Below are 23,495 nucleotides of genomic sequence, written 5' to 3'. Positions count from 1 at the left end.
GCTTAAATTGTTTTGGTGGAAGCGTGAAAATCGTGGGGGTTGCGCTAGATTCTGCGATTTTGTGGGATTTTTGCGTAAATCACAGAAACTAAAAAGAGATTCTTCGCTTTGTGCTTCGCACTTCGCTCAGAATGACAAAAAAAATTGCAGAATCTAAATTAAAAAAAAATAGATTGCCACGACTTGCAAGCAAGTCTCGCAATGACGAAACATAGCGCAGATTCTGCGAGTTTGCTTTGAAAATATGCCTAGATTCTGCGATTTTCGTGCTAATTTGCCAAATCTACTCCCACCCCTTTGCCATTTCGCGCACTTCATCCAAATGCCCCTTACTTGCCACAAGCACGATAATATCTTCAAATAGCACAAGCGAATCTTTGTGCGGATAGGGTTTTAGTCGCTCCAAAATCCCCGCCTTGCGAAGGCGCACGATTAGCGATTGAAAGAGCGCATTATCCTTATGTCCGTCCAAATAATCGCCAAAATTGCCCCGCCCCGCGCCACTGATGGGTTCTAGCATATAAAATTCAAATGCTTGCAGTGGCGACCACGAGGGGATTAGCGTCCCATATCCGCCAAGTCCCCTGCCTGAACGCTTGATTTTGTCCTGCGGGAGCGTCTCAAAGTAGGGTTTGCCGTAGCGGTGGCGCATATTTGGTATATCGCCAAACATTAAAAAGTGGTATTTTTGCCCGTAGGCGAAGTTTTCTAGCGTTTCGATTTTTGCGACTATTGTCTTTAAAAGCGTGGTGTGGGCGTCAAATGCGAATTTTTGCATTCGCTGTGCGTGTAAGTCGCACACTATGCAAACCCAAAGAGTGCCCACCCCAAGCAAAAATGCGCTGTTTCGCACGAAGTTTGCGACACTCTTGCGCATTGCAAAACTTGCCTTAAAAACTAGCGCAACGACTACCACACGCCAAAATGCCAATCCATAAAAGTCCGTAGTGGCGTCATTTACGATATTTTTTGAAAGTAGGATGTGAAAAAGTGTCGCAAATAGCGAGAAAACTAAAAGTGCCAAAATCGCAAATTTCGCGCGAATCTTAAAAGGCAAAACAAAGATTAAAATCACAAGCGCGATTGCAAACGCCAAAAATAGGGCACTTAAACCTTGCGGCATAAATGCGTATTCGTAATGCACGAGATTTTCAAATGCGCTTTTGGCGATAAGTGCGATTCGCGTGGGGATTTCGGCGATGGGTGTCATTTGGTTATTATAATTTTCGATTGCAATGCCCTGCCATTTTAGCGCGTCAAGGACGATTTTGTAGGATAGCGCGCTAAAAATTGAGCATAAAATCATAGAGCGAGATTTGCAAAATGCGACTTTTAAATCGCCCTTAAAATCGATGATATTAGCGATGATTGCCCCGCACAGCAGGACAAAAATCGTATTTATAAATGGCTGATAACTCGCAATCCCAAAGTGCAAAAGGCAAATGGAGATTACGCAAAGCGCGAGTTTTGCCGTATCTTTTACAACATAAAGTCCCAAAATCCCAATGCCGATGGCGATAAAAAGCCCAGAGACTTGAAATGCGTAATAAAGTCGCGTTAGCGCAAGTGGCGTAAGTGTCAGCATAAGTCCTATTATCGCCCAAATCCACGCGCGTTTTGGCACATTTAGCAAAGCGCAAATTAGCACCGCGCCAAATGCAATGCCTCCAAATGCTAAAAGATTATTTAGCACTGGGAGCACTCTACCGCCTTGTAGTGCGAGAGAAATGAGATGTTGCGTGTAGCGTCCTGAAAAGTTTTCAGCAAAAATATTATGCCCTTCAAACACCGCTAACCAATCGTGATTGCCCCAAAGAAAGTGGATTGTGTGAAATGCAAATGTGAGATTTGTGATGATGAAAATCGCCCAAAATGCACGGCGGACGGCAGAATCTATGCTTTTATATGCGTCAAAAAGTGCGCGTGGGAGCGAAGTTCTCACATACATTTCGCAGAATCTATAAAAGAAATTCATCGCATTTGCCTTTTTAAAAAATTTCGTGCGATTGTAGTGAAAAAATATTGAGATTCTGCGGATTTTCACGCGAGATTCTGCGAATTTCGCAAAAAACGCAGAATCTGCCTTATAAAATGCTTATAAAATGTGCGAAAAAATCCATATTTTGCGGGGTTATATAAAAAATTATATATTACGCAAATGCAAAATTTTAGAGTAGAATCCAAACTTGCAAAATATATTTTGCAAATCTAATGTTTGGAGGTTTTGATGGGCGTTTTTAAAAATGCGCAAAAATCGCTTGGCGTGGCAAAAATCGCACTTATTTTTGCGCTATTTTCTAGCATTAGTTGGGGGCAATCGTATGCCACAAAAGTCAAACAGCTATATTTGCCAAATGCACAAAAAGCCGTAGGGCGACTTTTGCCTAGCGTGGAGGTGAAAATGCTTGGCGAAAAAGACGGCGAAAAGGATGGCAAGGTAGAAGTTGAGATTAGCGGGTGGATAGAAGATGGCGTCCCAAATGCGGTATATTTCGTGCCAAATCGCAGAATCTTGGTTGCAGGGATTGACAAAAAGGCGCAATATGACTTTACGCAAATAGATTCTATTGAGGACGGCGGTAAAAAGTGGATTCAAATCAAAGCAAAATTCTTAACTGAAAAGGACGGATTTGGCGATGATTTGGAGGCTATGTATAAAAGCGCGGAGGAAATGTATCAAACGAACTGCGGTATTTGCCACAAACTCCACGATAAAAAAGAGTTTAACGCAAATCAGTGGCCTAGTATGATAAACTCTATGCTTAGTAGGACGGCGATTTCAAAAGAAGAGAGCTATCTTTTGATTCAGTATTTGCAAAAAAACGCAAAAGATATGCCATATAAAAAATAAGGAGAAACAACAATGGAAAGACGAGGATTTTTAAAGGCAAGTGCATTATTTGCGAGCTTGCCACTAATTGACAATGTAGTAGGACGCGGAGCGTTGAAGGCAAAGGGACTAAAAGGTGGCTTTACCACAGAGCTAGTGAAAAATGGCGAAGTGATTACGGGTGCGCATTGGGGGATTTTGAAACTTGGCATTAAAAATGGCAAGGTTGTTTCAAGCCAAAATGCGATTCCTAAAAAGACGCTAAATCCGTTGCAAACGGTTACGGGTGATTTGATTTATGCGGATTCGCGGGTGCTTTATCCAATGGTGCGAAAAAGCTATTTGGAAAATCCAGATTCACCAAAGCCAGAACTTCGTGGCAAAGATGAATGGGTGCGCGTAAAATACGAAGACGCGATAAAACTTGTCGCAAATGAACTCAAAAAAACCTACAAAGACAAAGGCGCAAGTGCTATTTTTGGCGGAAGCTATGGTTGGTATAGCCCGGGCAGAATGCACAATGCGCGAATCTTACTTCAAAGATTTTTGGGAATGGCTGGTGGCTATGTCGGCTCGACAGGCGACTACTCCACAGGTGCTTCACAAGTCATTATGCCACACGTGGTAGGGACTTTGGAGGTTTATGACCAACAAACTTCTTGGGATTATGTGCTAAGTGAAAGCAAAATCATCGTGCTTTGGGGAACGAATCCATTTGCAACGCTTCGCGTAGCGTGGGGAATCCCTGATGGTGAAGGTATCGAATACTTCAAAAAACTAGCCAAAGCAAAGGGCAAACGAATCATTCACATTGACCCGATTTTCAATGAGAGCGCAAAAGAGCTAAAAGCTGAGTGGATTGCACCACGCCCAAATACCGATGTCGCACTTATGCTAGGTATCGCACATACAATGCACGCCACAGGCAAATATGACAAAGACTTCGTAGAAACCTATACAGAGGGCTTTGATAAATTTGCCGAATATCTCACAGGCAAAAAAGACGGCGTTGCAAAAGACGCAAAATGGGCATCAAAAATCAGTGGCGTAAGCGAAAAAACCATTAAGCAACTTGCAAAAGATTTCTTTGGCAATCGCACATTGCTAATGTCTGGCTGGGGAATGCAACGCGCTCACCACGGAGAGCAACCACATTGGATGCTTGTAACTTTGGCAAGTATGATTGGGCAAATCGGGCTACCCGGCGGAGGATTCGGGCTATCTTATCACTACTCTGGCGGTGGCGTAGCGACTGCAAAAGCTGCAATACCTAGCGGTATGACTGCTAGTGCGACAACTGATGAAAGCAGGGGCTCTGAATGGCTTGCCACTTCTGCAAAATACAATATCCCTGTGGCGCGAATCGCAGACGCATTGCTAAATCCGGGCAAAGTCATCGATAACAACGGCAAAAAGGTAACTTATACTGACATTGATTTCGTATATTGGTGCGGTGGAAACCCATTTGTCCATCATCAAGATACAAATACGCTTGTAAAAGCGTTTAAAAAACCACGCACATTTGTGGTAAATGAGATTTATTGGACGCCTACTGCTAGAATGGCAGATATTGTCCTCCCTGCGACTACGACTTATGAGCGCAATGATATTGCGATGACAGGGGATTATTCAAACCTAAATTTAGTCCCTATGAAACAAGCGGTAGAAAAACAAGGGGAGAGCCGAGATGACTATCAAATTTTCTGCGATTTGGCGGAGGAATTTGACATTTTGGATAAATATAGCGAAGGCAAAAGCGAAATGGCGTGGTTAGAGGAATTTTACAATGTCGCGCTAAAACAAGCAAAAGCATCAAATATCCCATTGCCTGATAGCTTTGAGGCATTTTGGAAGGCAAACAAAGTCATAAACTTTGAAGTGCCTTATGAAAATACGGAGTTTGTGCGCTTTAAAGATTTTAGAGATGACCCTATTTTAAACCCACTAGGGACACCATCTGGCAAAATCGAAATTTACTCTACTACCATTGAGAAAATGAAATACGATGATTGCCACGCGCACCCCACTTGGTTTGAACCTGCTGAGTGGCTTTTGATGAAAGAAAAAAGCGCGGAATTTCATCTAATAAGCACTCACCCTGTGGATAGATTGCACTCACAGCTAAACAACACTAGCCTACGCAAAAAATACGCTGTCAATGGGCGCGAACCCATTTGGATAAACACAAAAGACGCCAAACGCAAAGGTATCAAAAAAGGCGACATTGTGCGCGTGTTTAACAAACGAGGCGAAGTTTTGGCAGGGGCTGTCATCACAAATGACATAAAAGAGGGCGTAGTGCGATTGCCTGAGGGCGCGTGGTATGACCCAGATAGCAAAGGGCTATGTCGCAATGGTAGCGCGAATCTGCTAACGCTTGACATACCTACCTCCAAACTAGCAAACGGCAATATCGCCCACACTGCGCTAGTAAATGTGGAGAAATATAAAGGCAAAGCAGAAGCGGTGCAAGTGTTTAAAGCACCGAAATATGCGAATAAATAGGGACAATTTGTTCTGGGGTATGCAATTTGCGCCGTTTTCGCACAAAATTTCGCTCGATGAACCACTAGTTCTATCTCGCTCATTTCGCGCAAAAACGGCACAAAGCCATACCGCCATTACTTCGATTGAGATTCTGCGAATTTTGCATAATTCGCAGAATCTAATTTAAAAAATACCCCACCCCTTAATCCCTTCCGCGCATTTGGGAGGGAAAACAAATACAGATTCTGCGTAGTTTGTGGTGTTTTAATCTCTTGTGTTTTGCTCTTTAATATTGATTAGCATTTCATTTTTTGTCTCGCGTGGATTTGCCTGTGTCGCTTACTTTGATAAAGTTTGGATTTGTGGATTTGGCACTTTTTGGCAAGAGATTCTGCCAAATTGCAACCTTTTTTTATAGAATTTTCCGCATTTTTTAAACGCAAATCATCCCTAAAATCGCCAAATTTTTATTTAAAATTCTATGATTTTTTAGCGCAATCTTAATAAAATTTATGCTACGATTTGCGCCTAAATTATGCGTAAAGGAGAAATTATGGTAGTAGAGATTTTGAGGCAAATTCAAGCGGACAGCATTGTGTTTTTTATGAAGCTGCATAACTTGCATTGGAATGTGAAGGGGACGCTTTTTAAGCCCATCCACGAGAGCACGGAGCGGATTTATGATGAGTTTGCGGAGATTTTTGATGCGGTGGCGGAGCGGATTTTGCAAATTGGCGGAAAACCGCTTGTGACGCTAGATTCTGCGCTGAAAACTGCGAAAATCAAAGAGGAAAGCAAGGCGGATTTCAAAGGCGAGGAAGTGCTAAAAATCATTTTGGCGGACTTTGAATACTTTTTGGAGGCGTTTAAAACTCTCGCAGAGGCGGGAGAAAAGGCGGGCGATACGCCAAGCGTGGATTACGCAAATGGCGTTGTTGCGAAGTTAGAAAAAGAGATTTGGATGCTAAAAGCGCAACTTGCATAAATTTCACAAAAATCTTACGAAACGCAGAATCTAACGGAGATTTGGGGAGATTCTGCGAAATATCTCAAAAATCACAGAAACTAACGGAGATTTGGGGAGATTCTGCGATTTTGGGGCAAGATTCTGCGAAATCAAACAAAAAAACGCAGAATCTGCGTTGAAATCCATTATTGCGAGATTCGGTAACGCTAAATCGAAGCAATCCATAAATTTAAAAATATAGATTGCCACGAAGTTGCCCTTAAACGCGCGACTTCTCGCAATGACGGCACACAAACTCCGCAGAATCTCACAATAACAAAAAAACAACGCACTAGATTCTGCGAATTTATTAAATTTTGCTAATTGCCCTCCCTATCAAATATCCGCCCTTAAAGTCTGTGATTTGCACTTCGTAGTAGCCACAATCTAGCGGGATTTCGCTGTCATTAATAAGAATCTCACCATCAATCTCCCTATCCCACCGCAAATCTCTCGCACTAAAAAGCAAATCGCTTTTATCGCTTCGCCCCTCAATTATGGCGCGAATCGTCCGTCCCACAAGGCTTTTTAGGCTTTTCTCTTGCGCTTTTGATAAAATCGCATTTAGCTTTTTGATTCGCGCTTTTGCGGTTTTCGCACTCACCGCACCGCTCATATCAAACGCCGCCGTCCCCTCTTCGCGCGAAAAGCCAAAGATATTTGCGCGTTCAAAGCTAAACTCACTCACAAACTCACACAGCTCATCAAAATCCGCCTCACTCTCGCGTGGATGCCCCACCAAAAACGATGTGCGAATAAAGCTGTTTTTGACATTTCGCATTTGCTCCAAAAGGGCAATATGTCGCGCTTTGGGCGCACCACGCTTCATAGTTTTTAGCATAAAATCGCTAATGTGTTGCAGTGGCATATCAAAATAGTTTTGAAATACGCGCGATTGGGCGATAGTTTGGATTAGCGATTCGCTAGTGGTGCTGGGGTAGAGATAAAGGATTCGCGCGGATTTTGCCCCACTTTTTTCAACGCGCTTTATTAAATCGATAAGCCCGTCCTTTTTGCCTAAATCGCGCATATATGAGCTTGAATCCTGTGAAATGAAGCTAAAATCAAAGTAGCCTTTTGCTAAAAGCGAATCAATTTCGCGCAATATCGAATCCAAATTGCGCGAATGAAGTCGCCCCTTAAAATGCGGTATCGCGCAAAAACTGCATTGCTGATTGCAACCCTCGCTGATTTTGATATATGCGTGAATCGCGCTACCTGTGATGATTCGCTGTTGGTTTTCGATAAGAAAAGTGCGGGGGGATTTGATGATTTGGGGCGTAGAATTTATGGGTAATTTTTTGCTTGAATCTGCGTTAGATTCGCCATTTTGTCCCTTTGATTCACTTGAATCTTTTCGCAAAAAGGGCTGCACCCCCCGCCCCGCTCCCCCTACGCGCCAAAAAGCAGCCGCTTTTTCGCTTTTAGGGGGAGAGCCTCGCTTTTCCGCTTCTAGCAAAAAATCGGCGGTTGCACTACTGCAACCTTGAATCCGATTTTTTGCACCACGAAGCGGGCGAGATTCGGTGCTGTCGCACGGATTTGATTTATTTTTACGCGAATCTACCACGCTTTTAATCATCGATTCAATCTTATCATAATCCCCAACGCCTGTGATTATGTCGATTTCTTTGATTTCATCACGCAACTCTTCGGCGTATCGCTCACTTAAACAACCGCTTACGATTAAAATCGCCTCTGCTCTCTTTTTCAAAGCCACTTCTAAAATCTTATCCACGCTCTCTTTTTTTGCACTAGCGATGAATCCGCAAGTATTTACGATGATTATATCCGCGTCCTGCGCATCGTTTGTGCGCTCATAGTGCGATAACGCGCCCAACATTACCTCGCTATCGACTAAATTTTTCGTGCAACCAAGTGAGATTAGATGAAGTTTTGGCATTATTTGAGTGCCTTGCTAAATACCTCTTCGATTCGGCTTACAGGAATAATTTTGAGATTGTCTTTGACTTCTTGCGGGATTTCATCTAAATCGCGTTTGAAGTTTTTTTCTGGGATTAGGACGCGCTCTATTTTTGCCTTAAATGCGGCGATTAGCTTTTCTTTTAGTCCGCCGATTGGCAAAACTTCCCCGCTTAAAGTCAGTTCGCCCGTCATTGCAATTTTGCTATCGACTTTTTTATCCAACAACACGCTCATAATCGCGCACGCCATTGCGATTCCCGCGCTCGGTCCGTCCTTTGGTGTCGCGCCCTCTGGGATATGCAAATGAATGTCAAAGCGATTGTAAATCTGCTCTTTGGTTTTGAATTTTTTGTCAATGTAGTTTTTGTCCGTTGAGAGCGCGATTTTGGCGGATTCTTTCATCACATCGCCCAAATTGCCCGTTAGCTCCAAATTGCCCTTGCCTACAATCTTTATGGCTTCGATTTTTAGCACATCGCCTCCCACGCTTGTCCAAGCAAGTCCATTTACCACGCCGATTTTATCAATGCCATCGGATTCTTCAATCTCAAAAATGCTTTTGTGTAAGAAATCTTTAAGATTTTGTGTGGTTACGGAGATTTTGCTTTTTTTGTGCTCCAAAATGATTTTGGCACTTTTTCGCATAATCTGTGCGATTTGCTCTCGCAACTTTCGCACTCCCGCTTCACGCGTGTGCTTTTCGATGACTTCTTTAAGCGCGTTTGTATTTATGCTAAATTCCGCGCCCATTATGCCGTGCTTTTTTAGCTCTTGTGGCACTAAATATTTTTTGGCGATTTCTAATTTTTCTTGCGGTGTGTAGCTATTTAGCTGAATAAACTCCATTCTATCACGCAAGGGGGCTGGGATTTGCGTAATGTCATTTGCCGTTGCGATAAAAATCACTTGGCTTAAATCAATATTAAAATTCGCGTAATAATCCCTAAATGCGACATTTTGCTCGGGGTCTAAAATCTCCAAAAGCACACTTGTCGGGTCGCCACGATAGCTTCGCCCCACTTTGTCGATTTCATCAAGCACGATTACGGGATTCATCTCTTTTGCATCAATCAAACCCTGCACGATTCGCCCGGGCATCGCGCCTAAATATGTCCGCCTATGTCCGCGAAGTTCATTGACATCCTCTAATCCGCCAAGTGCGATTCGCACCAATGGACGCTTCAACGCCTTTGCAATCGAATTTGCAAGGCTCGTTTTCCCAACGCCCGGCGGTCCATAAAAGCACAAAATCGTCCCTTTGGAGTTCGTATCCTTTTTGCCACGAAGCAACAAAAGCTCTTTTACTGCAAAAAATTCTACGATTCGCTCTTTTGGCTTTTCTAGCGAAAAATGGTCGATATTGAGCTGTTTTTCGACATTTGCAATGGATAGCTTTTTGTTTGAAAACTTCCCAAATGGGATTTCTAACATCCACTCGATATAATTTTGCACGATATTTGCCTCTGAACTATCGCTGTGCATTTTGCTTAATCGCTCGATTTGCTTTTTGATTTCTTTGTAGCCGTCCTCTGCGATGTGTGGCTTTATGGATTCTAATTTTTTGGCATAGCCCTCAATTTCCTCATCTTTTTGATTATCAACGCCCAATTCCTTTTGAATCTGCTTTAATTGCTCTTTTAGGTAAAATTCTCTGTTGATTTTTTCGACTTTGTTATTTACTTTTGTTTTAATCTCTTTTTGGAGTTTTAGGCTCTCAATCTCTTCATCAATGTAGCTTATTAGCAAAATCATTCGTTCAATCGTATCATTGCTGGCATAGACATTATAAATTTTGCTTTTAGAGAAGCGAATCGTGCTTAAAATCGTATCCACAACGCGATTTGGCTCAAAGCCTTCGATTGTCTTTATCAAATCGTGCGGAAAATATGGGAGCAACTTTGCGATTAAGTCAATCTTTTCATTCAAAAACGCCATAGTCGCATTTAGCTTGTTGCTATCAGGCGAATCTGGGATTATCAAATCAATCATTCCAACTAATGGCGCACCTTGTGGCTTGTCATACTTTAAGATTCGCGCCCGTGAAATGCCCTGAAACAAAATCTTTGTCTTGCCATTTGGGATTGTTTGCTTTCGCATAATATTGCCAACCACGCCCACATCGTAAAATTCATTATGAATCGGGCTTTCAAAATCCGTGCTGTCCTTTGTGGTGGTGATGAAAATCACGGCATTATCGTCCATCGCGGCATTTAGCGCGGAGAGATTCGCGTCATCACTTACAAAAATCGGGCTAATCGTATATGGAAATACGAAGTTTGAATCTTCTACCAAAATAGGCAAAATGGTGGGAAATTTCATATTTTTCAATTTAATGTCCTTTAAAGTTTAGATTCTGCGATTTTGCATTTTAGATTCTGCGCCTACCAGCTAAACATTTTCACATACCACGGGATATGCGAAGGTTCAAAATCTATGCCATCTAAATCCATATTTTTTTCTTCGTATTTTTTTTGCGCGATTTCTTTGTCTTTTACGCGGTAGATTCGCGCGATTTCTTTGTTTATCTCTAATTGCGCGAGTTTAAATGTCGTTAAAATATGGCGCATATAGGGCAAATATTTGCTATTTTGATTTTGTGCGACAAAGGCGGCGATTTCATTGACATTTTCGTTTATGAATCCTTGGTCTTTGGTGTAGTTGCCAAATGCGTAAAAATTCGTTTGAATATTTAAAAAGCCCACATAATCGGCATTTTTTGGCTCACTAAATCGCGTTTTATATTCATTTGCGAAAAATCCCGCTAACAAATGCTCATTTTGCTCGCTATGCTCTTTTGTAAGCAAAATTAACGCATCTTTAATAAGCGGCGAGGCAGAGTGCTCATTTTGCAGTGAATTAAAAAAATTATCCGCTTTTTCTAAATTGCCATCTGCCACCGCGATTATGATTTGCTCATACCAATAGGACGCGCTTTTGTTGAACTCATCGGCATCATCGCTACACGCGCTAAAAAACGCACTCATTACGATTAGATTCGCACCTAAAAATGCTAAAAAAATAGATTTTTTCATAATAAACTCACCTTATTGTTAGATTCTGCGATTTGCATAATCTGCGCTGTTTTTTTGTCATTGCGAGATTCGGCGATAGCCGAATCGTGGCAATCCACAGGATTTGAAAATAAAGTAAAACAACCATCTATTTTTGATTTTTGGATTGCTTCGGCTTTTTCAAAGCCTCGCAATGACGAAAGATTTACATATTTTCTCATTTACTTGCACTCTGCTACCATTTTGAAAAATTCGCCAAAGATTTTCGCGCTCTCTTTTGGTCCCGGACTTGCTTCGGGGTGGTGTTGTAGCGAAATTATAGGCGAATCATTGTATTTCACGCCCTCAATCGTGCCGTCAAATAGATTTTTGTGCGTGATTGTCGCCACTTCGCAGATATTTTCAGGCACGGAGTAGATATGATTTTGCGAAGTGATTTCGACTTCGTCATTTAGCAGATTTTTCACGGGGTGATTTGCGCCGTGATGCCCAAATTCTAATTTAAAAGTGTCATAGCCGTGTGCGATGCTTAAAAGTTGATGTCCCAAGCAAATGCCAAAAATGGGGATTTTTGCTTTTATTAACTTTTTGATTTCAGCGATTTCGCGCCTCAAAACCTTTGGGTCGCCCGGTCCATTTGAGAGAAAAACGCCCCCAATTTCGCGCTTTTTAAATCTATCGATAATTTCATCAGCATTCGCGCTATGTGGCAAAACTTCGCATTCTAATCCCGCGCTTACTAATTCATTTAAAATATTTTGCTTTACGCCAAAATCTAGCACGATGATTTTTTTGGTGGTTTTTGGCTTTGTGTAGCCCATAGATTCAAAGCTAAATGTGCCTTGTGTGTGCGTTTTTGGCGATTTGGTGCTAATGTCTTTTATGAAATTTATATCTGCGATTTTTGGGGCTTTTTCTAGCGCGGATTTAAGCGATTTAAGCGAATCTAATTTGGTTGAGATGATAATATTTTTCGCGCCATTTTTGCGGATAAATTTTGTCAGCTCCCTTGTATCAACGCCACAAATGCCCATAATGTCGTGCTTTTTTAGATAATTGTGAAGTGAGCGAGTGGCGCGAAAATTTGATGGATTTGCATTATAATATCGCACGATTATCCCGCAAGTGCCTTTGACTCGCGACTCTATATCGGCGTCATTTGTGCCGACAATGCCAATTTCAGGCATTGTAAAGACTACAAACTGCCCAGCGTAGCTAGGGTCGCTTAAAATCTCTTGATAGCCACAAAGCGAAGTGTTGAAAATCATTTCGCCCGTTTTTGTGCCATCCGCGCCAAAACTAAGCGCGGGGATTATAGATTCGCAACCTTCGATATAAAGATATGCGTTTTTGAAAATTTCACTCATTTAAAAGTCCTAAATTTATAAAAATTCGCAGAATCTGCGCTAGATTCTGCGTTTTTGTAAAATTTGGCGAGATTCTGCGAATCGCAGAATCTTTTGTGCGTAGATTCTGCGTTTTTCATTAAATAAATCCCTGTTTGCGCAACTCTTCTTCAAACATTTTGCTAAAAACTAGCTCATATTCTTCTGTGCCGGGCTGTATTTTCTTTTTGAAATTATTTTTGATTCTATCATTGATAGCATTTTCAATGTCTTTATAGCCCTTTGCGTAGGCGTTTATGGACTTAAAGATGACATTTTTTACCATCATTTCGCTAACTTTGAAATTTATAATGCTAGTATCAATTAGCTCATCCATTATCTTGTGTGAAAGTGCGTTGTATCTGTCCTCCCACGCAAGGATAAAGCCACTCTCATCGGCGAATCGCTTCTTTATCATTCGCAACAAATGCCCCTCATCAAGCCCATCGCGCTCAAAATCGCTCACATTTTGCTCCAAAAAATTCTGTGCTCGCTCGTGCAGTGCGAGTTCTTGCTTGATATTTTCCTCTAAATATTTACTTGCGACTTTGATAATGTCCCCGCGATTCGTTAGAATCTCTACAAACTTCGCGCCACCCAAGTCCCTAGCGATTTTATCTGCGATATATGGAATGTGTGATAATTTTAGCTTCATAATTTACTCTTTTAAATTTTATTTTTGAAATTGTAGCAAAAACTTTAAAATTATCCCAAATTGCTATAATATTCACTCAAAAATACCTTATTGCCACTGCCATCAAAGGCGCGAATCCCTAGCTTTTCAAGCGTTAGCTCAACTGCATTTACAACCCACGCCATTTCATAAACTTCGATTAAGCCCATATTATTTATACGAATAAGCGCATCTTTTAGCTTATCTTGCCCACCTGCGACATTTACGCCAAAGTCATTTTTCAAAGTCGCTCGAATCTCAGGCGATTTTTCATCATAAATCGTTGCCATCGCAAGTGCAGGATTTTTGGGATAGATTTTTAGATTCAAAGCTTTGAGTGCCGAATCTAGCGCATTTGCCCTTGCCTTTGTCTCTTTATAAACTTTTTGCAAATCCACGCACTCAAAATACTTCGCCAAAGCGATGATAATGCTTGTAGGCGCAGTCCAAGCGGTTGTGTTTTTGCGTTGATTTTTTAGCTCGGTTTTTAGGTTAAAATAAAAGCCTATGTCTCGCGACTCGGCTAACTCAACCGCATATTTGCTAAGTCCCAAAATCGCCATCCCCGGGGGCAGCATAAATGCCTTTTGAGAGCCACCGATAAGCACATCGATATTGCTTGTATCGATTTCTTCCACGCCCATCGCCGTTATGGCATCTGCGATGATGATTATTTTTGGATTTAGCGATTTTGCCATTTTTGCGATTGATTCGACATTGTGGCGCAATCCTCCCGCACTCTCGCACACTTGAATGCAAATGCTATCAATGTCGCTGTCTTTTTCTAAAATCGCTTTGATAGATTCGGCGGTGGGTGCGGTGTCCCATTCGTTTATAACCTCAACAAACTCTATGCCGTGTGCTTTTGCGATTTTGCCAAACCTCTCGCCAAATTTTCCGCTATTTACGCAAAGTGGCTTTTTGCAAAATGTTTTCACACTTGCCTCCATTGCGCCACTTCCGCTACTTGCAATCATTAGCACTTCGTCCATTTTTAGCATTGCTTGGAGTTTTTGCCTAGCAAACGCAAAATACGCTTCAAACTCTTTGGTGCGGTGATGAAGCGTAGGGAGCGCAAGGGCGTTTCGCAAAAATTCAGGTGTCGGTGTCGGTCCGGGCGTAAAAAGTAACATTTTTTAATCCTTTGCAGTGGAATGAAAAGTATGTATTTTAGCATAATTTAGATATTTTAGGCAAAAACGCAGAATCTAAGTGCAGATTCTGCGTTTTTATCGCTAGATTCTGCGAATTTTGCGCGAAGTGCAGAATCTAGCATTATTTTTTCATAAACCTTGACAATATTAGACTAAATATTTATAATGCCGTTTCTATAAATTTATTTTATAAATCTAATATAAAGGATTGCAAATGAACCCACCAAAAAATATCTTTGAAAAACTCACAAATCAATTTAGAGAGAGTTTGGATTCTGCCATAGCTCTCGCGCTTAGCTTTAAAAATCAAGAAGTGCAAATCGCGCATTTGGCTTTTGCATTGCTATCAAACTCAAATTCTGTCCTAAATACCGCGCTTAACAAAATGAATGTCGATAGAAACGCGCTCACATTGGAGCTAAAAAGCGCAATCGATTCGCTACCAAAAAGTTCTAGCGTTAGCAAGGACAATTTAAGCATTTCTAAAAATCTGCTAAACGCCCTTGAAGGTGCGCTTGGAGTGGCTACACAAAATGGCGATAAATTTATCGCGATTGATTGCTTTATCATCGCAAATCTTGGCGATTCGCCCTTTGCGGACATTTTCAAAAAATATATGGATTTAAACGAGCTCAAAAAAACGCTTGAATCTATGCGCGGTGGCGCAAAAATCGAGTCTCAATCCGCCGATGAAAATTTGGAGAGTTTAGAAAAATACGGCATTGATTTAACTAAAAAGGCGTTAGATGGTGCGTTGGACCCTGTGATTGGGCGAGATGAGGAAATCGAGCGAATGATGCAAATTCTCATTCGTAAAACAAAAAATAATCCCATTCTTTTGGGCGAACCGGGCGTTGGAAAAACGGCTGTGGTGGAGGCTTTGGCGCAACGAATAATCCAAAAAGATGTGCCATTATCCTTGCAAAATAAGCGCGTAGTCGCCCTTGATATGAGTGCGCTAATCGCGGGGGCAAAGTATCGTGGCGAGTTTGAGGATAGACTAAAAGCGGTGGTAAATGAAATCAAAAAAAGTGGCAATGTGATTTTGTTTATCGATGAGATTCACACGATTGTCGGTGCGGGGGCGAGTGAAGGCAGTATGGATGCTGCAAATATCCTAAAACCAGCACTTGCAAGAGGTGAGATGCACACAATCGGCGCAACCACGCTAAAAGAATATCGCAAATATTTTGAAAAAGATATGGCATTGCAACGCCGTTTTCAGCCCATAAATTTGGACGAACCCACAGAAAATCAAGCCATTGCGATGCTTCGTGGCATAAAAGAAAAGTTAGAGACGCACCACAATGTAACGATTTTAGATTCGGCACTTGTGGCTGCAGTGCGCTTGTCTGCGCGATATATCGCCGATAGATTTTTGCCCGACAAAGCGATTGACTTAATCGATGAGGCGGCAAGTGAGATTCGCCTCCAAATCGAATCCTCTCCAACGGAGCTGTTAGCGATTAAGCGCAATATCGCAAATTTGGAGGTAGAAAAAGAAGCGTTAAATTTAGAGGGTAAAAAAAATCAACCGCGATTAGATGAGATTGCCAAAGAATTAGAATCGGCAAAAGAAAAGCAAAGCGCGTTAGAAGCGCAGTTTCAAAACGAAAAGGCGATTTTTAATGAAATCAGCGCGTTAAAAAATGAGTTAGATTCGCTTCGCACAAAATCGCAGTTTGCAAAGCAAAATGGGGAGTTTAATAAGGCTGCCGAAATCGACTATGGCACAATCCCTGAGTGCGAGAAAAAAATCAAAGATTTGGAGGCAAAGTGGGATAAAATGTCTAACGAAGGCACTTTGCTAAAAAATAGCGTTACCGAAGAGAGCGTGGCAGAAATCGTTAGCAAGTGGAGTAAAATACCTGTGAAAAAAATGCTGACAACCGATAGGGAGCGCATTTTAAATATGGAAGCTGAACTACAAAAAAGCGTGGTTGGGCAAGATGAAGCGTTGAATGCCATCTCACGCGCAATCAAGCGCAACAAGGCAGGTTTGAGCGCGGGAAATCGCCCCATTGGGAGCTTTCTCTTTTTGGGACCCACAGGCGTGGGAAAAACGCAGAGCGCGAAAAGTTTGGCAAATTTTCTATTTGATAGCGAAAAATCGCTAGTGCGCATTGATATGAGCGAATATATGGAAAAACACGCCGTATCGCGCCTAGTGGGTGCGCCTCCGGGCTATGTGGGCTATGAGGAAGGCGGGATTTTAACAGAAGCGGTGCGTAGAAAGCCCTACTGCGTGGTGCTTTTTGATGAAATCGAAAAGGCGCACGCTGATGTTTTTAACATTTTACTTCAAGTGCTTGATGATGGGCGACTCACCGACAACAAGGGCGTTGTGGTGGATTTTTGCAATACGATTATTATCCTAACTTCAAACATTGCAAGCGATAAGATTATGGAGTTGCACGATAAGGCAGAGCGCGAAAATGCCGTTAATAACGAGCTAAAAAAATATTTTAAGCCAGAGTTTCTAAATCGAATCGATGATATTGTGATTTTTAATCCGCTTGGAACGGCGCAGATTGCGCAAATCGTGGATATAATGTTTGCAAACATTGCCAAAATCGCCGAGCAAAAAAATATCCACATAACGCTAACGCAAAGCGCAAAAGAGCTGATTGCCGAAATCGGCTTTGATGCGGTATTTGGTGCGCGTCCGCTAAAACGCGCCTTGCAAGAGCAAATCGAAGATAGATTAAGCGAAATGATTTTGCGCGATGAAGTGGGCGAAGATTCGCGTGTAGAATTTGACGCAAAAGACGGCAAAATCGTAGGGATTGTGAGGTAGATTCTGCGAAATTTGCGCGAAATTCTGCGAGATTTGATTTGAATAGATTTTGCGGAATTTGATTTGAATTTTTCGCATTAGATTCTGCAAATCGCACGAAAAACGCAGAATCTGTGCCAAAAAACTATTTAGATTCTGCGAAATCGAACAAAAAATCGCAGAATCTAAATCCAAATTTTTACACCATCTAAAACCCCACGCGGATTTCCACGCCTCCGCCATTACTCATTCCGCTATCCCCAAAGTTACCATAATAATTCGCGCTAAACTCCACATCAAACGCCCGTTTTTGAAGCACATACGAGACTCCCGCACTCATATAACCCAAAATTTTATCATCCTCCAAAAGTAAATCAAACGCCCTTCCATTTAGCACCACACTGCCATTTTTTAGCGCAAAGAGCGCATTTCCCTTAACTCCCGCCATCGCATTCACGCCCCACACTCCACTGCTAGTGTGAAAATATTTGCCATAATCCACGCTAACATCCGCAAAGAGCATATTTTGAAGCGAATCGCTGTAATCTCCACCACCAAGTGAAATCGCCCTTACATACAATCCCTTGTATTCCAAACCGCCCTCCACGCGCAAAATCCCAGCATTTCCAAAATCAAAGTCCTTGCCATAACTCGCACTTGCGCCAAATCCAAAATTGTTTGGTTTGGCGTCAAAAAACATCGTTTGCAGTTCGTTTAAAAAGTAAAAGAAATCGCCCCGCACCCTAAAATGCGTAGCGTAGGGCAAGTCGAGTTTATAGTGCAGAGCGCCATTGAAATTCATCGATTTGATTTGCAGTGCGTTTGTATCGCCTAGCGCGCCATAACTCATCGCAAAGTGCGCGCCAAATGCGCTAGATTCTGCGATTTTCCCACTAAATGCGCTGACAAATCCAAAGTCAAATCCAGATAATTCTCCGCTGTCAAAAAAGTAATTATGATTTACAAATGGCGTGAAAACAAAGTGGTAGTTTTTGGTGGATTCTGCGGTGGATTCTGCGATTTTCGCAGAATCTTTTGTGTGTAAATTGCGATTTATTCGGCGATTTGGTGTGCGATAAAAAAATGCGTCATTTTGTGCGAAAAGTGCAGAATCTAACCACATTTCGTCATTGCGAGACTTGACGAAGTCAAGGCGTGGCAATCTATTTTTTTGGATTGCCGCACTCGCTTCGCTCGTTCGCAATGACGATTTATGCAGATTCTGCGAAATTTCTGCGTTTTTACGGATTCTGCGTTTTGGTGCGCTAGATTCTGCGGATTTGCTAATTTTGCGCGGATAAATCATCGCATCGCTAATCAAAAATAGATTATTCATCGCCCTTGCATTCGCCCTGCCAAGCGTTGCAATCTCGCTTTTTGAAGTATCGATTGTGACGATGAAATGACTGCCACTTTGGGAAAGTTGATAAATGCTACTTTTGGCTGCAAGTCGCCAAAATGGCACTTCTAGCGTGGATTTGGCGTCATTTGCTTTATTTACGATGAGTTTATCTAACGCGTATTTTGCGCCAAACTCGAAGTTTTCGCCAAAGTCTAAAATCAACTTTGAGGTGGCGTCTTTGAAAGAAATACTACTCTCTTTTAGTCGCATAATCAAATGTGAATTTTTGTTGCTATCCTTGCTCTCGTATTTCTCAAAGGCGTTGAATTCGCTTTGTGCTTCGTCAATCTTTATTGCGTAGTTGCCTATTTTGATATGATTTCCAGTCGCCTCAAAGACGAAATGTAGCGCGCCATTAGATTCGCTAGTCAAATAACTGCCCGTATTTGTGAATATCGTGCCGTAGTTTTCGATAGTTATCGTCTGTGCTTGGTTTTGGCTCCAAAATCCATTCATCGTGCCGTAGTTTGTAAGAGAATGGAGATAGTTGTTTGCGGTGTGCTGATAAAGTCCCTTTGAGGTGATGTGTCCGTAGTTTATAAATCTCTTTATGGTGGTTTGTATGGTGATTTGGTCGCTTGTGCTAAATGCTCCGTGATTTGTGAGTAAATCTTGCTTTGTGGTAATGGTGCAATTGCCATTTTTGCAAATATCGCGCAACTCGGTGGCGTTTGCAAGTAGTGCTGTGAATGCAAATGCGAGTGCGCCTTTGAGTGCGAAATCTATAAATGCGCGATTTTTGGGATTTTTTGGATTTTTCAATACGGGGTTTTTAAAAGTGGGATTTTTTAGAGTGCAATTCCCCCCCCCCCCCGATTTTTCTTAAATACTTCATAGTTGCCCCCTTTCTTTGATTTGCCACGAGCAAGATTCGCCACCAAATAGGATTTTTATGGATTCATTTTGGGCGCGAATCTCGCGTGGTAAAATGCACTCGATTCGCTCTAAAATGACGCTTTTTTGCGGGATTTGCGCCGAATCTAACCCATAAATTTTAAAGGCATTATCGCTTATAAATTTTTGCAAATTTTCTAATCGATTATGTGCTTCAAAAATCTCACATAGCTTTGGAAGTAGCACAGGTGCGGAAAAAATCCCCGCAGCACCTTTTAATTTCGCACTTTCTAAATGTGGCGCAGAATCGCTCCCAAAACTAACCTTTGGATGCGCACTCAGCGCAAGATTTAGCAACGCCTCTTTGTCCTTTGGCGTTTTTAAAATGGGTTTGCAAAAATAATGCGGATTCATTGCGCCACCAGCGAGACAATCCAAATCCAAGCTAATATGATGAAGCGTAAGCGTGGCAAAAAGGTTTGGGTGTCGCTCCAAAAGCGTGATACTGCGCCTATCGCTTAAATGCTCCATAATGATTGTTAGGCGTGGAAAATTTCTTGCAATTTCTACAAAAACTTCGCCAAATTCAAATTCTCTATCCATACAAAAGCCGTTAGTTTCGCCGTGTATGGATAAAATGAAGCCTAAATCTTGCGCGATTTCAAAGATTTCTAGCGTTTTTTGGTTTAAAATTTCAGCCACGCCAAATTCGCTTCCCGTAGTCGCGCCTTTTGGGTAGAGTTTTAGAATCTTTATGCCATTTTTTTTGGCAGATTCAAGCTCGAATCGATTTAAATTTTCTGTCAAATAAAGGCTCATTAGTGGCAAAAAATTTGTATTTTTTGTCGAATCTAAAATCGCTTTTTTATAATCTAACGCCATTTTTGTCGTGGTGATGGGAGTTTTAAGGTTTGGCATTGCAAGAGCGGCACTAAAATTTTTCGCACTCGCACCCGCGACAGCCTCCAAAATCGCGCCTTCACGCAAATGAATGTGCATATCAAGCGGATTTTTTAGCGTGATTTTCGCACTCATCGTAAATCCTTTTGCAAATCTTTTTGGCATTCATTAAGCAAATCTAACATTACTTTTTTGTAAAGCTCGGCAAACTCGTGCGTTGTGGCTTCAAAGCGCGTAACAAGCACGGGCGTTGTGTTGCTAGCGCGGATTAGTCCCCAGCCATTTTCAAACACCACGCGAATCCCGTCAATATCGATAATATCGATGATTTTAGGGAAATCTGTGGGCAAATCTTGCGAATCTTTTAAATCTTGCTGATTTTGGCGAATCTTATTTAGCATTTTTACAAGTTTTTTGATAATTTCAAATTTTGTAGATTCGGTGGATTGTATTTTTTCTTCATTTGTTGAAAACATTTGCGGTAGGGATTTTATAAAGGATTCAACTTCGCTCACGCTTTCATCTAAAAATAGCTCCAACGCCCTAAAACTCGCATAAATCGCGTCATCATAGCCAAAATATCTATCATTAAAAAATAAATGTCCGCTCATTTCTGCCGCAAGGTGCGCATTTGTCTCGCTTAATTTTACCTTCAAATTGCTATGCCCAGTCTTAAACATAATTGCGCGTCCGATTTTGTCAATCTCGCTATACATAACCGCGCTACACTTTACTTCGCCGATGACAACGGGCTTTGTGCCGTCCTTTGCGATTTGCCTAGCAAAGAGAATGGCAAGTTCATCGCCTTTGAAATGATAATGCTCCGTCAAAAGCCCGATTCTATCGGCGTCTCCGTCAAATGCAATGCCGATTTTTATGTCATTTTCTTTCATCGCATTTTGCAAAAATACAAGATTTTTGTCCTCGCTTGGGTCGGGGTGATGATTTGGAAAATTGCCATTTGGCTCAAAAAACAAAGGCAAATAAGGGATTTGCAAATTGCAAAGCACCGATTTTAGTGCGATTGCCGCCACGCCATTGCCACAATCAAAGGCGACTTTGTGCGGAAAATTTTTTAGTCTTGCAAAATGTGCGGTTAGAAAATCAATGTATTCATTTAGTGCGTTTAGCTTCGTAATCTGCGGGTTTTGTGGCGAATCTGATTCGGCGCACGAATCTTGCGAATCGCTTAAATTTTGCATAATTCTCTCCCCCAAAGCGCGAATCTCATCACCATAAAAGGGCTTTTTTAGAATGGTAATCTTAAAGCCATTATACTCGGGCGGATTGTGCGAACCTGTAATCATAATGCTTGAATCTACCTGCGCGATTTTAGAGTAAAGGCTGAAATAGGCGATGGGCGTAGGAATCATACCTAAATCGTAGATTTTTATTTTAGATTCTGCATTCGCAGAATCTACCCACCCCCTTAATCCCCCTCCGCAAGGGAGGGGGAGAGATTGAGAACTATCCTCTCGCATTTGGGAGGGGGGATTTTGAGATTCTGCGTTTTTGGCGTGAATCACAGAATCTGCATTTTTTTTATTAGATTCTGCGATTTTCGCAGAATCTACAACGGAAGGAATCGCAGTAGTGCTTTCGTAGTTTTCGCTAGATTTGGGGCGTGAGACTAGACTAGCGGTCTGCGAACGCTCCAAATCTAGCGAATCTGCGGAATGATTACCCGAGAACGAATTGCGCGACTCCAAAGACGAATTGCACTCCAAAATCCCCTCACATAGCCACGAAAACAAAGTAGGACTATGCGTCCTTGCATCATACCCTATTGCCACACTTCTCCCGCCACGCGCTAAAATCTCTTTTCCCAACTCCGCACCGATAGCCACCACGACATTTTTGCGCAAATCCTCCCCAAAAATCCCGCGAATGTCGTATTCTCTAAAAATACTCATTTTGCCACCTTTTTTTAAATTTTTTTTAGCATTTTTAGCTAAAATTATATCTATTTTTTTAAGATTTTGGAGTTGAAAATGGGATTTAAAAACTATCTAAATACGCTAAAAAACTACGAATCAGGCAAACCAATCGAACTTGTGGTGCGCGAATTTGGCATTTATGAAGATGATGTCATAAAGTTAGCAAGCAATGAAAACGCGCAAGGCTGTGCAAAAGCTGTGGCAAAGGCGATTAAAAAAGAGGCAAAAAACGCCTTTCGCTACCCCGATGATAGTGCTTATGAGCTAAAAGAGGCATTAGCAAAAAAGCACCGAATCTACCCGCAAAATGTCATTTTAGGCAGTGGGAGCGACCAGATTATTGACATTTTGATTCGCGCTGTGTGTAGCAAAGGCGACAAAATTTTGACTAGCGCGGTTACTTTTGCGATGTATGAGATTTATGCAAAGCAGTGCGAAGCGCAAGTGGTTAGGACAAAAAGCGATATTTTTAACGCAAATGAAATCATCGCCCTAGCAAAAGCGCATAAGCCAAAAATCATTTTTTTATGTGTCCCAAATAACCCGCTAGGCGATTGTCTCACGCGTGATGAAGTGTATAGGATTTTAGATTCGATTGACAAAGATTGCATTGTCGCGCTTGATTGCGCCTACAACGAATTTGCAAAATTTAAGGACAAAAATAGGGCGATTTCGCCAAGTGAGCTGATTTCAACCTATCCAAATGCCATTTTTTTAGGGACATTTTCTAAACTTTATGGGTTGGGCGGACTTCGCGTGGGTTATGGAATCGCCATTGATAGCACTATTGCAACGCTTTCAAAACTACGCCCACCTTTTAATAATACAAATATTTCGCTAAAAGCCGCGCTTGTCGCGCTAAAAGAAAAGAAATTTGTCGAAAAAACGCTTGAAAACAACGCAAAGCAGATGAAAATCTATGAAAAATTCGCAAAAGAAAACGGCATTAGATTTATCGAATCTTACACGAATTTTATCGCATTTTTCTTTGAATCAAATGTCGATTCAACCGCGCTGTGCGATTATTTGCTAAAAAATGGCATAATTATTAGAAATCTAAAAAGCTACAATCTAAACGCCGTGCGAATCACAATCGGGCTAGAAAAAGAAAACAAACAAGTGCTAAAATATATCGCAAAATTTTTAAACAAAAATGCTACGAAATAGGGTTTAG

23 protein-coding genes are annotated in these 23,495 nt (G+C 41.6%); 7 read left to right on the top strand and 16 right to left on the bottom strand.

What is annotated here, in order from left to right:
- Positions 1-153: 153 nt before the first annotated feature.
- Both ACWIUD_RS07465 and ACWIUD_RS07460 read right to left on the bottom strand, forming a co-directional pair.
- Positions 154-318 (bottom strand): hypothetical protein, encoded by a 165-nt coding sequence (locus ACWIUD_RS07465; RefSeq protein WP_454148168.1) that lies wholly within the window; start codon positions 316-318, stop codon positions 154-156.
- Complete coding sequence (locus tag ACWIUD_RS07460; protein ID WP_454148166.1) at positions 284-1,975, bottom strand: glucosyltransferase domain-containing protein; 1,692 nt, start codon at positions 1,973-1,975, stop codon at positions 284-286. The genes ACWIUD_RS07465 and ACWIUD_RS07460 overlap by 35 nt, the downstream gene beginning before the upstream one ends.
- Positions 1,976-2,227: 252 nt before the next feature.
- On the opposite strand from ACWIUD_RS07460, the gene ACWIUD_RS07455 reads away from it, so the two are divergent.
- Genes ACWIUD_RS07455 through ACWIUD_RS07445 form a run of 3 tightly spaced genes read left to right on the top strand, consistent with a single transcriptional unit; the run spans position 2,228 to position 5,504 of the window.
- Positions 2,228-2,851 carry a hypothetical protein gene (locus ACWIUD_RS07455; RefSeq protein WP_454148164.1) on the top strand — a complete coding sequence of 208 codons (624 nt, stop codon included), beginning with the start codon at positions 2,228-2,230 and terminating at the stop codon, positions 2,849-2,851.
- Between the two features lie 12 nt (positions 2,852-2,863).
- Entirely contained in the window at positions 2,864-5,335 is a 2,472-nt protein-coding gene (locus tag ACWIUD_RS07450; RefSeq protein ID WP_454148162.1) for a molybdopterin guanine dinucleotide-containing S/N-oxide reductase, read from the top strand.
- A gap of 7 nt (positions 5,336-5,342) precedes the next feature.
- A complete protein-coding gene (locus ACWIUD_RS07445) occupies positions 5,343-5,504 on the top strand; it encodes a hypothetical protein (RefSeq protein ID WP_454148160.1) in 162 nt (53 codons plus the stop codon).
- A gap of 109 nt (positions 5,505-5,613) precedes the next feature.
- On the opposite strand, the gene ACWIUD_RS07440 is transcribed toward ACWIUD_RS07445, so the two are convergent.
- On the bottom strand, positions 5,614-5,760 hold the full coding sequence (locus ACWIUD_RS07440) for a hypothetical protein (RefSeq protein WP_454148158.1): 147 nt from the start codon (positions 5,758-5,760) through the stop codon (positions 5,614-5,616).
- A gap of 110 nt (positions 5,761-5,870) precedes the next feature.
- Here ACWIUD_RS07440 and ACWIUD_RS07435 point away from each other — a divergent pair, with 110 nt between their 5' ends.
- Positions 5,871-6,302 carry a Dps family protein gene (locus ACWIUD_RS07435; RefSeq protein WP_454148156.1) on the top strand — a complete coding sequence of 144 codons (432 nt, stop codon included), beginning with the start codon at positions 5,871-5,873 and terminating at the stop codon, positions 6,300-6,302.
- Positions 6,275-6,463, top strand: a complete 189-nt coding sequence (locus tag ACWIUD_RS07430) for a hypothetical protein (RefSeq protein WP_454148154.1) — start codon at positions 6,275-6,277, stop codon at positions 6,461-6,463. Before ACWIUD_RS07435 ends, ACWIUD_RS07430 begins: the two co-directional genes overlap by 28 nt.
- Before the next feature lie 27 nt (positions 6,464-6,490).
- On the opposite strand, the gene ACWIUD_RS07425 is transcribed toward ACWIUD_RS07430, so the two are convergent.
- From ACWIUD_RS07425 to ACWIUD_RS07385, 9 genes are all read right to left on the bottom strand, one after another.
- A complete protein-coding gene (locus ACWIUD_RS07425; protein WP_454148152.1) occupies positions 6,491-6,616 on the bottom strand; it encodes a hypothetical protein in 126 nt (41 codons plus the stop codon).
- Positions 6,617-6,633: 17 nt separating this feature from the next.
- Positions 6,634-8,226, bottom strand: coding sequence for a MiaB/RimO family radical SAM methylthiotransferase (locus tag ACWIUD_RS07420; protein WP_454148150.1), 1,593 nt, complete (start codon positions 8,224-8,226; stop codon positions 6,634-6,636).
- Positions 8,226-10,568, bottom strand: a complete 2,343-nt coding sequence (gene lon, locus ACWIUD_RS07415; RefSeq protein ID WP_454148180.1) for an endopeptidase La — start codon at positions 10,566-10,568, stop codon at positions 8,226-8,228. Before lon ends, ACWIUD_RS07420 begins: the two co-directional genes overlap by 1 nt.
- A gap of 62 nt (positions 10,569-10,630) precedes the next feature.
- On the bottom strand, positions 10,631-11,281 hold the full coding sequence (bamD, locus tag ACWIUD_RS07410; RefSeq protein ID WP_454148148.1) for an outer membrane protein assembly factor BamD: 651 nt from the start codon (positions 11,279-11,281) through the stop codon (positions 10,631-10,633).
- Positions 11,278-11,481: a hypothetical protein gene (locus ACWIUD_RS07405; protein WP_454148146.1), complete on the bottom strand. Its 204-nt coding sequence runs from the start codon at positions 11,479-11,481 to the stop codon at positions 11,278-11,280. The genes bamD and ACWIUD_RS07405 overlap by 4 nt, the downstream gene beginning before the upstream one ends.
- On the bottom strand, positions 11,482-12,627 hold the full coding sequence (carA, locus tag ACWIUD_RS07400) for a glutamine-hydrolyzing carbamoyl-phosphate synthase small subunit (protein WP_454148144.1): 1,146 nt from the start codon (positions 12,625-12,627) through the stop codon (positions 11,482-11,484).
- The gene (locus tag ACWIUD_RS07395; protein ID WP_454135357.1) at positions 12,624-12,746 is read right to left on the bottom strand and encodes a hypothetical protein; all 123 of its coding nucleotides are present in this window, start codon (positions 12,744-12,746) and stop codon (positions 12,624-12,626) included. The genes carA and ACWIUD_RS07395 overlap by 4 nt, the downstream gene beginning before the upstream one ends.
- Positions 12,746-13,300 (bottom strand): DUF507 family protein, encoded by a 555-nt coding sequence (locus tag ACWIUD_RS07390; protein ID WP_454135356.1) that lies wholly within the window; start codon positions 13,298-13,300, stop codon positions 12,746-12,748. Before ACWIUD_RS07390 ends, ACWIUD_RS07395 begins: the two co-directional genes overlap by 1 nt.
- 50 nt (positions 13,301-13,350) lie before the next feature.
- Positions 13,351-14,451: a pyridoxal-phosphate-dependent aminotransferase family protein gene (locus tag ACWIUD_RS07385; RefSeq protein ID WP_454148142.1), complete on the bottom strand. Its 1,101-nt coding sequence runs from the start codon at positions 14,449-14,451 to the stop codon at positions 13,351-13,353.
- 235 nt (positions 14,452-14,686) lie between these two features.
- On the opposite strand from ACWIUD_RS07385, the gene ACWIUD_RS07380 reads away from it, so the two are divergent.
- On the top strand, positions 14,687-17,269 hold the full coding sequence (locus ACWIUD_RS07380; protein WP_454148140.1) for an ATP-dependent Clp protease ATP-binding subunit: 2,583 nt from the start codon (positions 14,687-14,689) through the stop codon (positions 17,267-17,269).
- Here ACWIUD_RS07380 and ACWIUD_RS07375 read toward each other — a convergent pair.
- The 4 genes from ACWIUD_RS07375 to ACWIUD_RS07360 all read right to left on the bottom strand — a co-directional run bounded on the left by ACWIUD_RS07375 (position 17,177) and on the right by ACWIUD_RS07360 (position 22,297).
- Entirely contained in the window at positions 17,177-17,491 is a 315-nt protein-coding gene (locus ACWIUD_RS07375) for a hypothetical protein (RefSeq protein ID WP_454148138.1), read from the bottom strand. The genes ACWIUD_RS07380 and ACWIUD_RS07375 overlap by 93 nt on opposite strands.
- Positions 17,457-19,412 carry a hypothetical protein gene (locus tag ACWIUD_RS07370; RefSeq protein ID WP_454148136.1) on the bottom strand — a complete coding sequence of 652 codons (1,956 nt, stop codon included), beginning with the start codon at positions 19,410-19,412 and terminating at the stop codon, positions 17,457-17,459. The genes ACWIUD_RS07375 and ACWIUD_RS07370 overlap by 35 nt, the downstream gene beginning before the upstream one ends.
- Positions 19,413-19,481: 69 nt before the next feature.
- Positions 19,482-20,519 carry a dihydroorotase gene (gene pyrC / locus ACWIUD_RS07365; protein WP_454148134.1) on the bottom strand — a complete coding sequence of 346 codons (1,038 nt, stop codon included), beginning with the start codon at positions 20,517-20,519 and terminating at the stop codon, positions 19,482-19,484.
- Positions 20,516-22,297, bottom strand: a complete 1,782-nt coding sequence (locus ACWIUD_RS07360) for a phosphomannomutase/phosphoglucomutase (RefSeq protein ID WP_454148132.1) — start codon at positions 22,295-22,297, stop codon at positions 20,516-20,518. Before ACWIUD_RS07360 ends, pyrC begins: the two co-directional genes overlap by 4 nt.
- Before the next feature lie 78 nt (positions 22,298-22,375).
- Here ACWIUD_RS07360 and hisC point away from each other — a divergent pair, with 78 nt between their 5' ends.
- The gene (hisC, locus tag ACWIUD_RS07355; RefSeq protein WP_454148130.1) at positions 22,376-23,488 is read left to right on the top strand and encodes a histidinol-phosphate transaminase; all 1,113 of its coding nucleotides are present in this window, start codon (positions 22,376-22,378) and stop codon (positions 23,486-23,488) included.
- Positions 23,489-23,495: the final 7 nt, after the last annotated feature.

This window comes from Helicobacter sp. 23-1044 (assembly GCF_053654695.1).
Note: the sequence above shows the minus strand (reverse complement) of the source record. Positions and strands in the feature narration are given on the sequence as shown.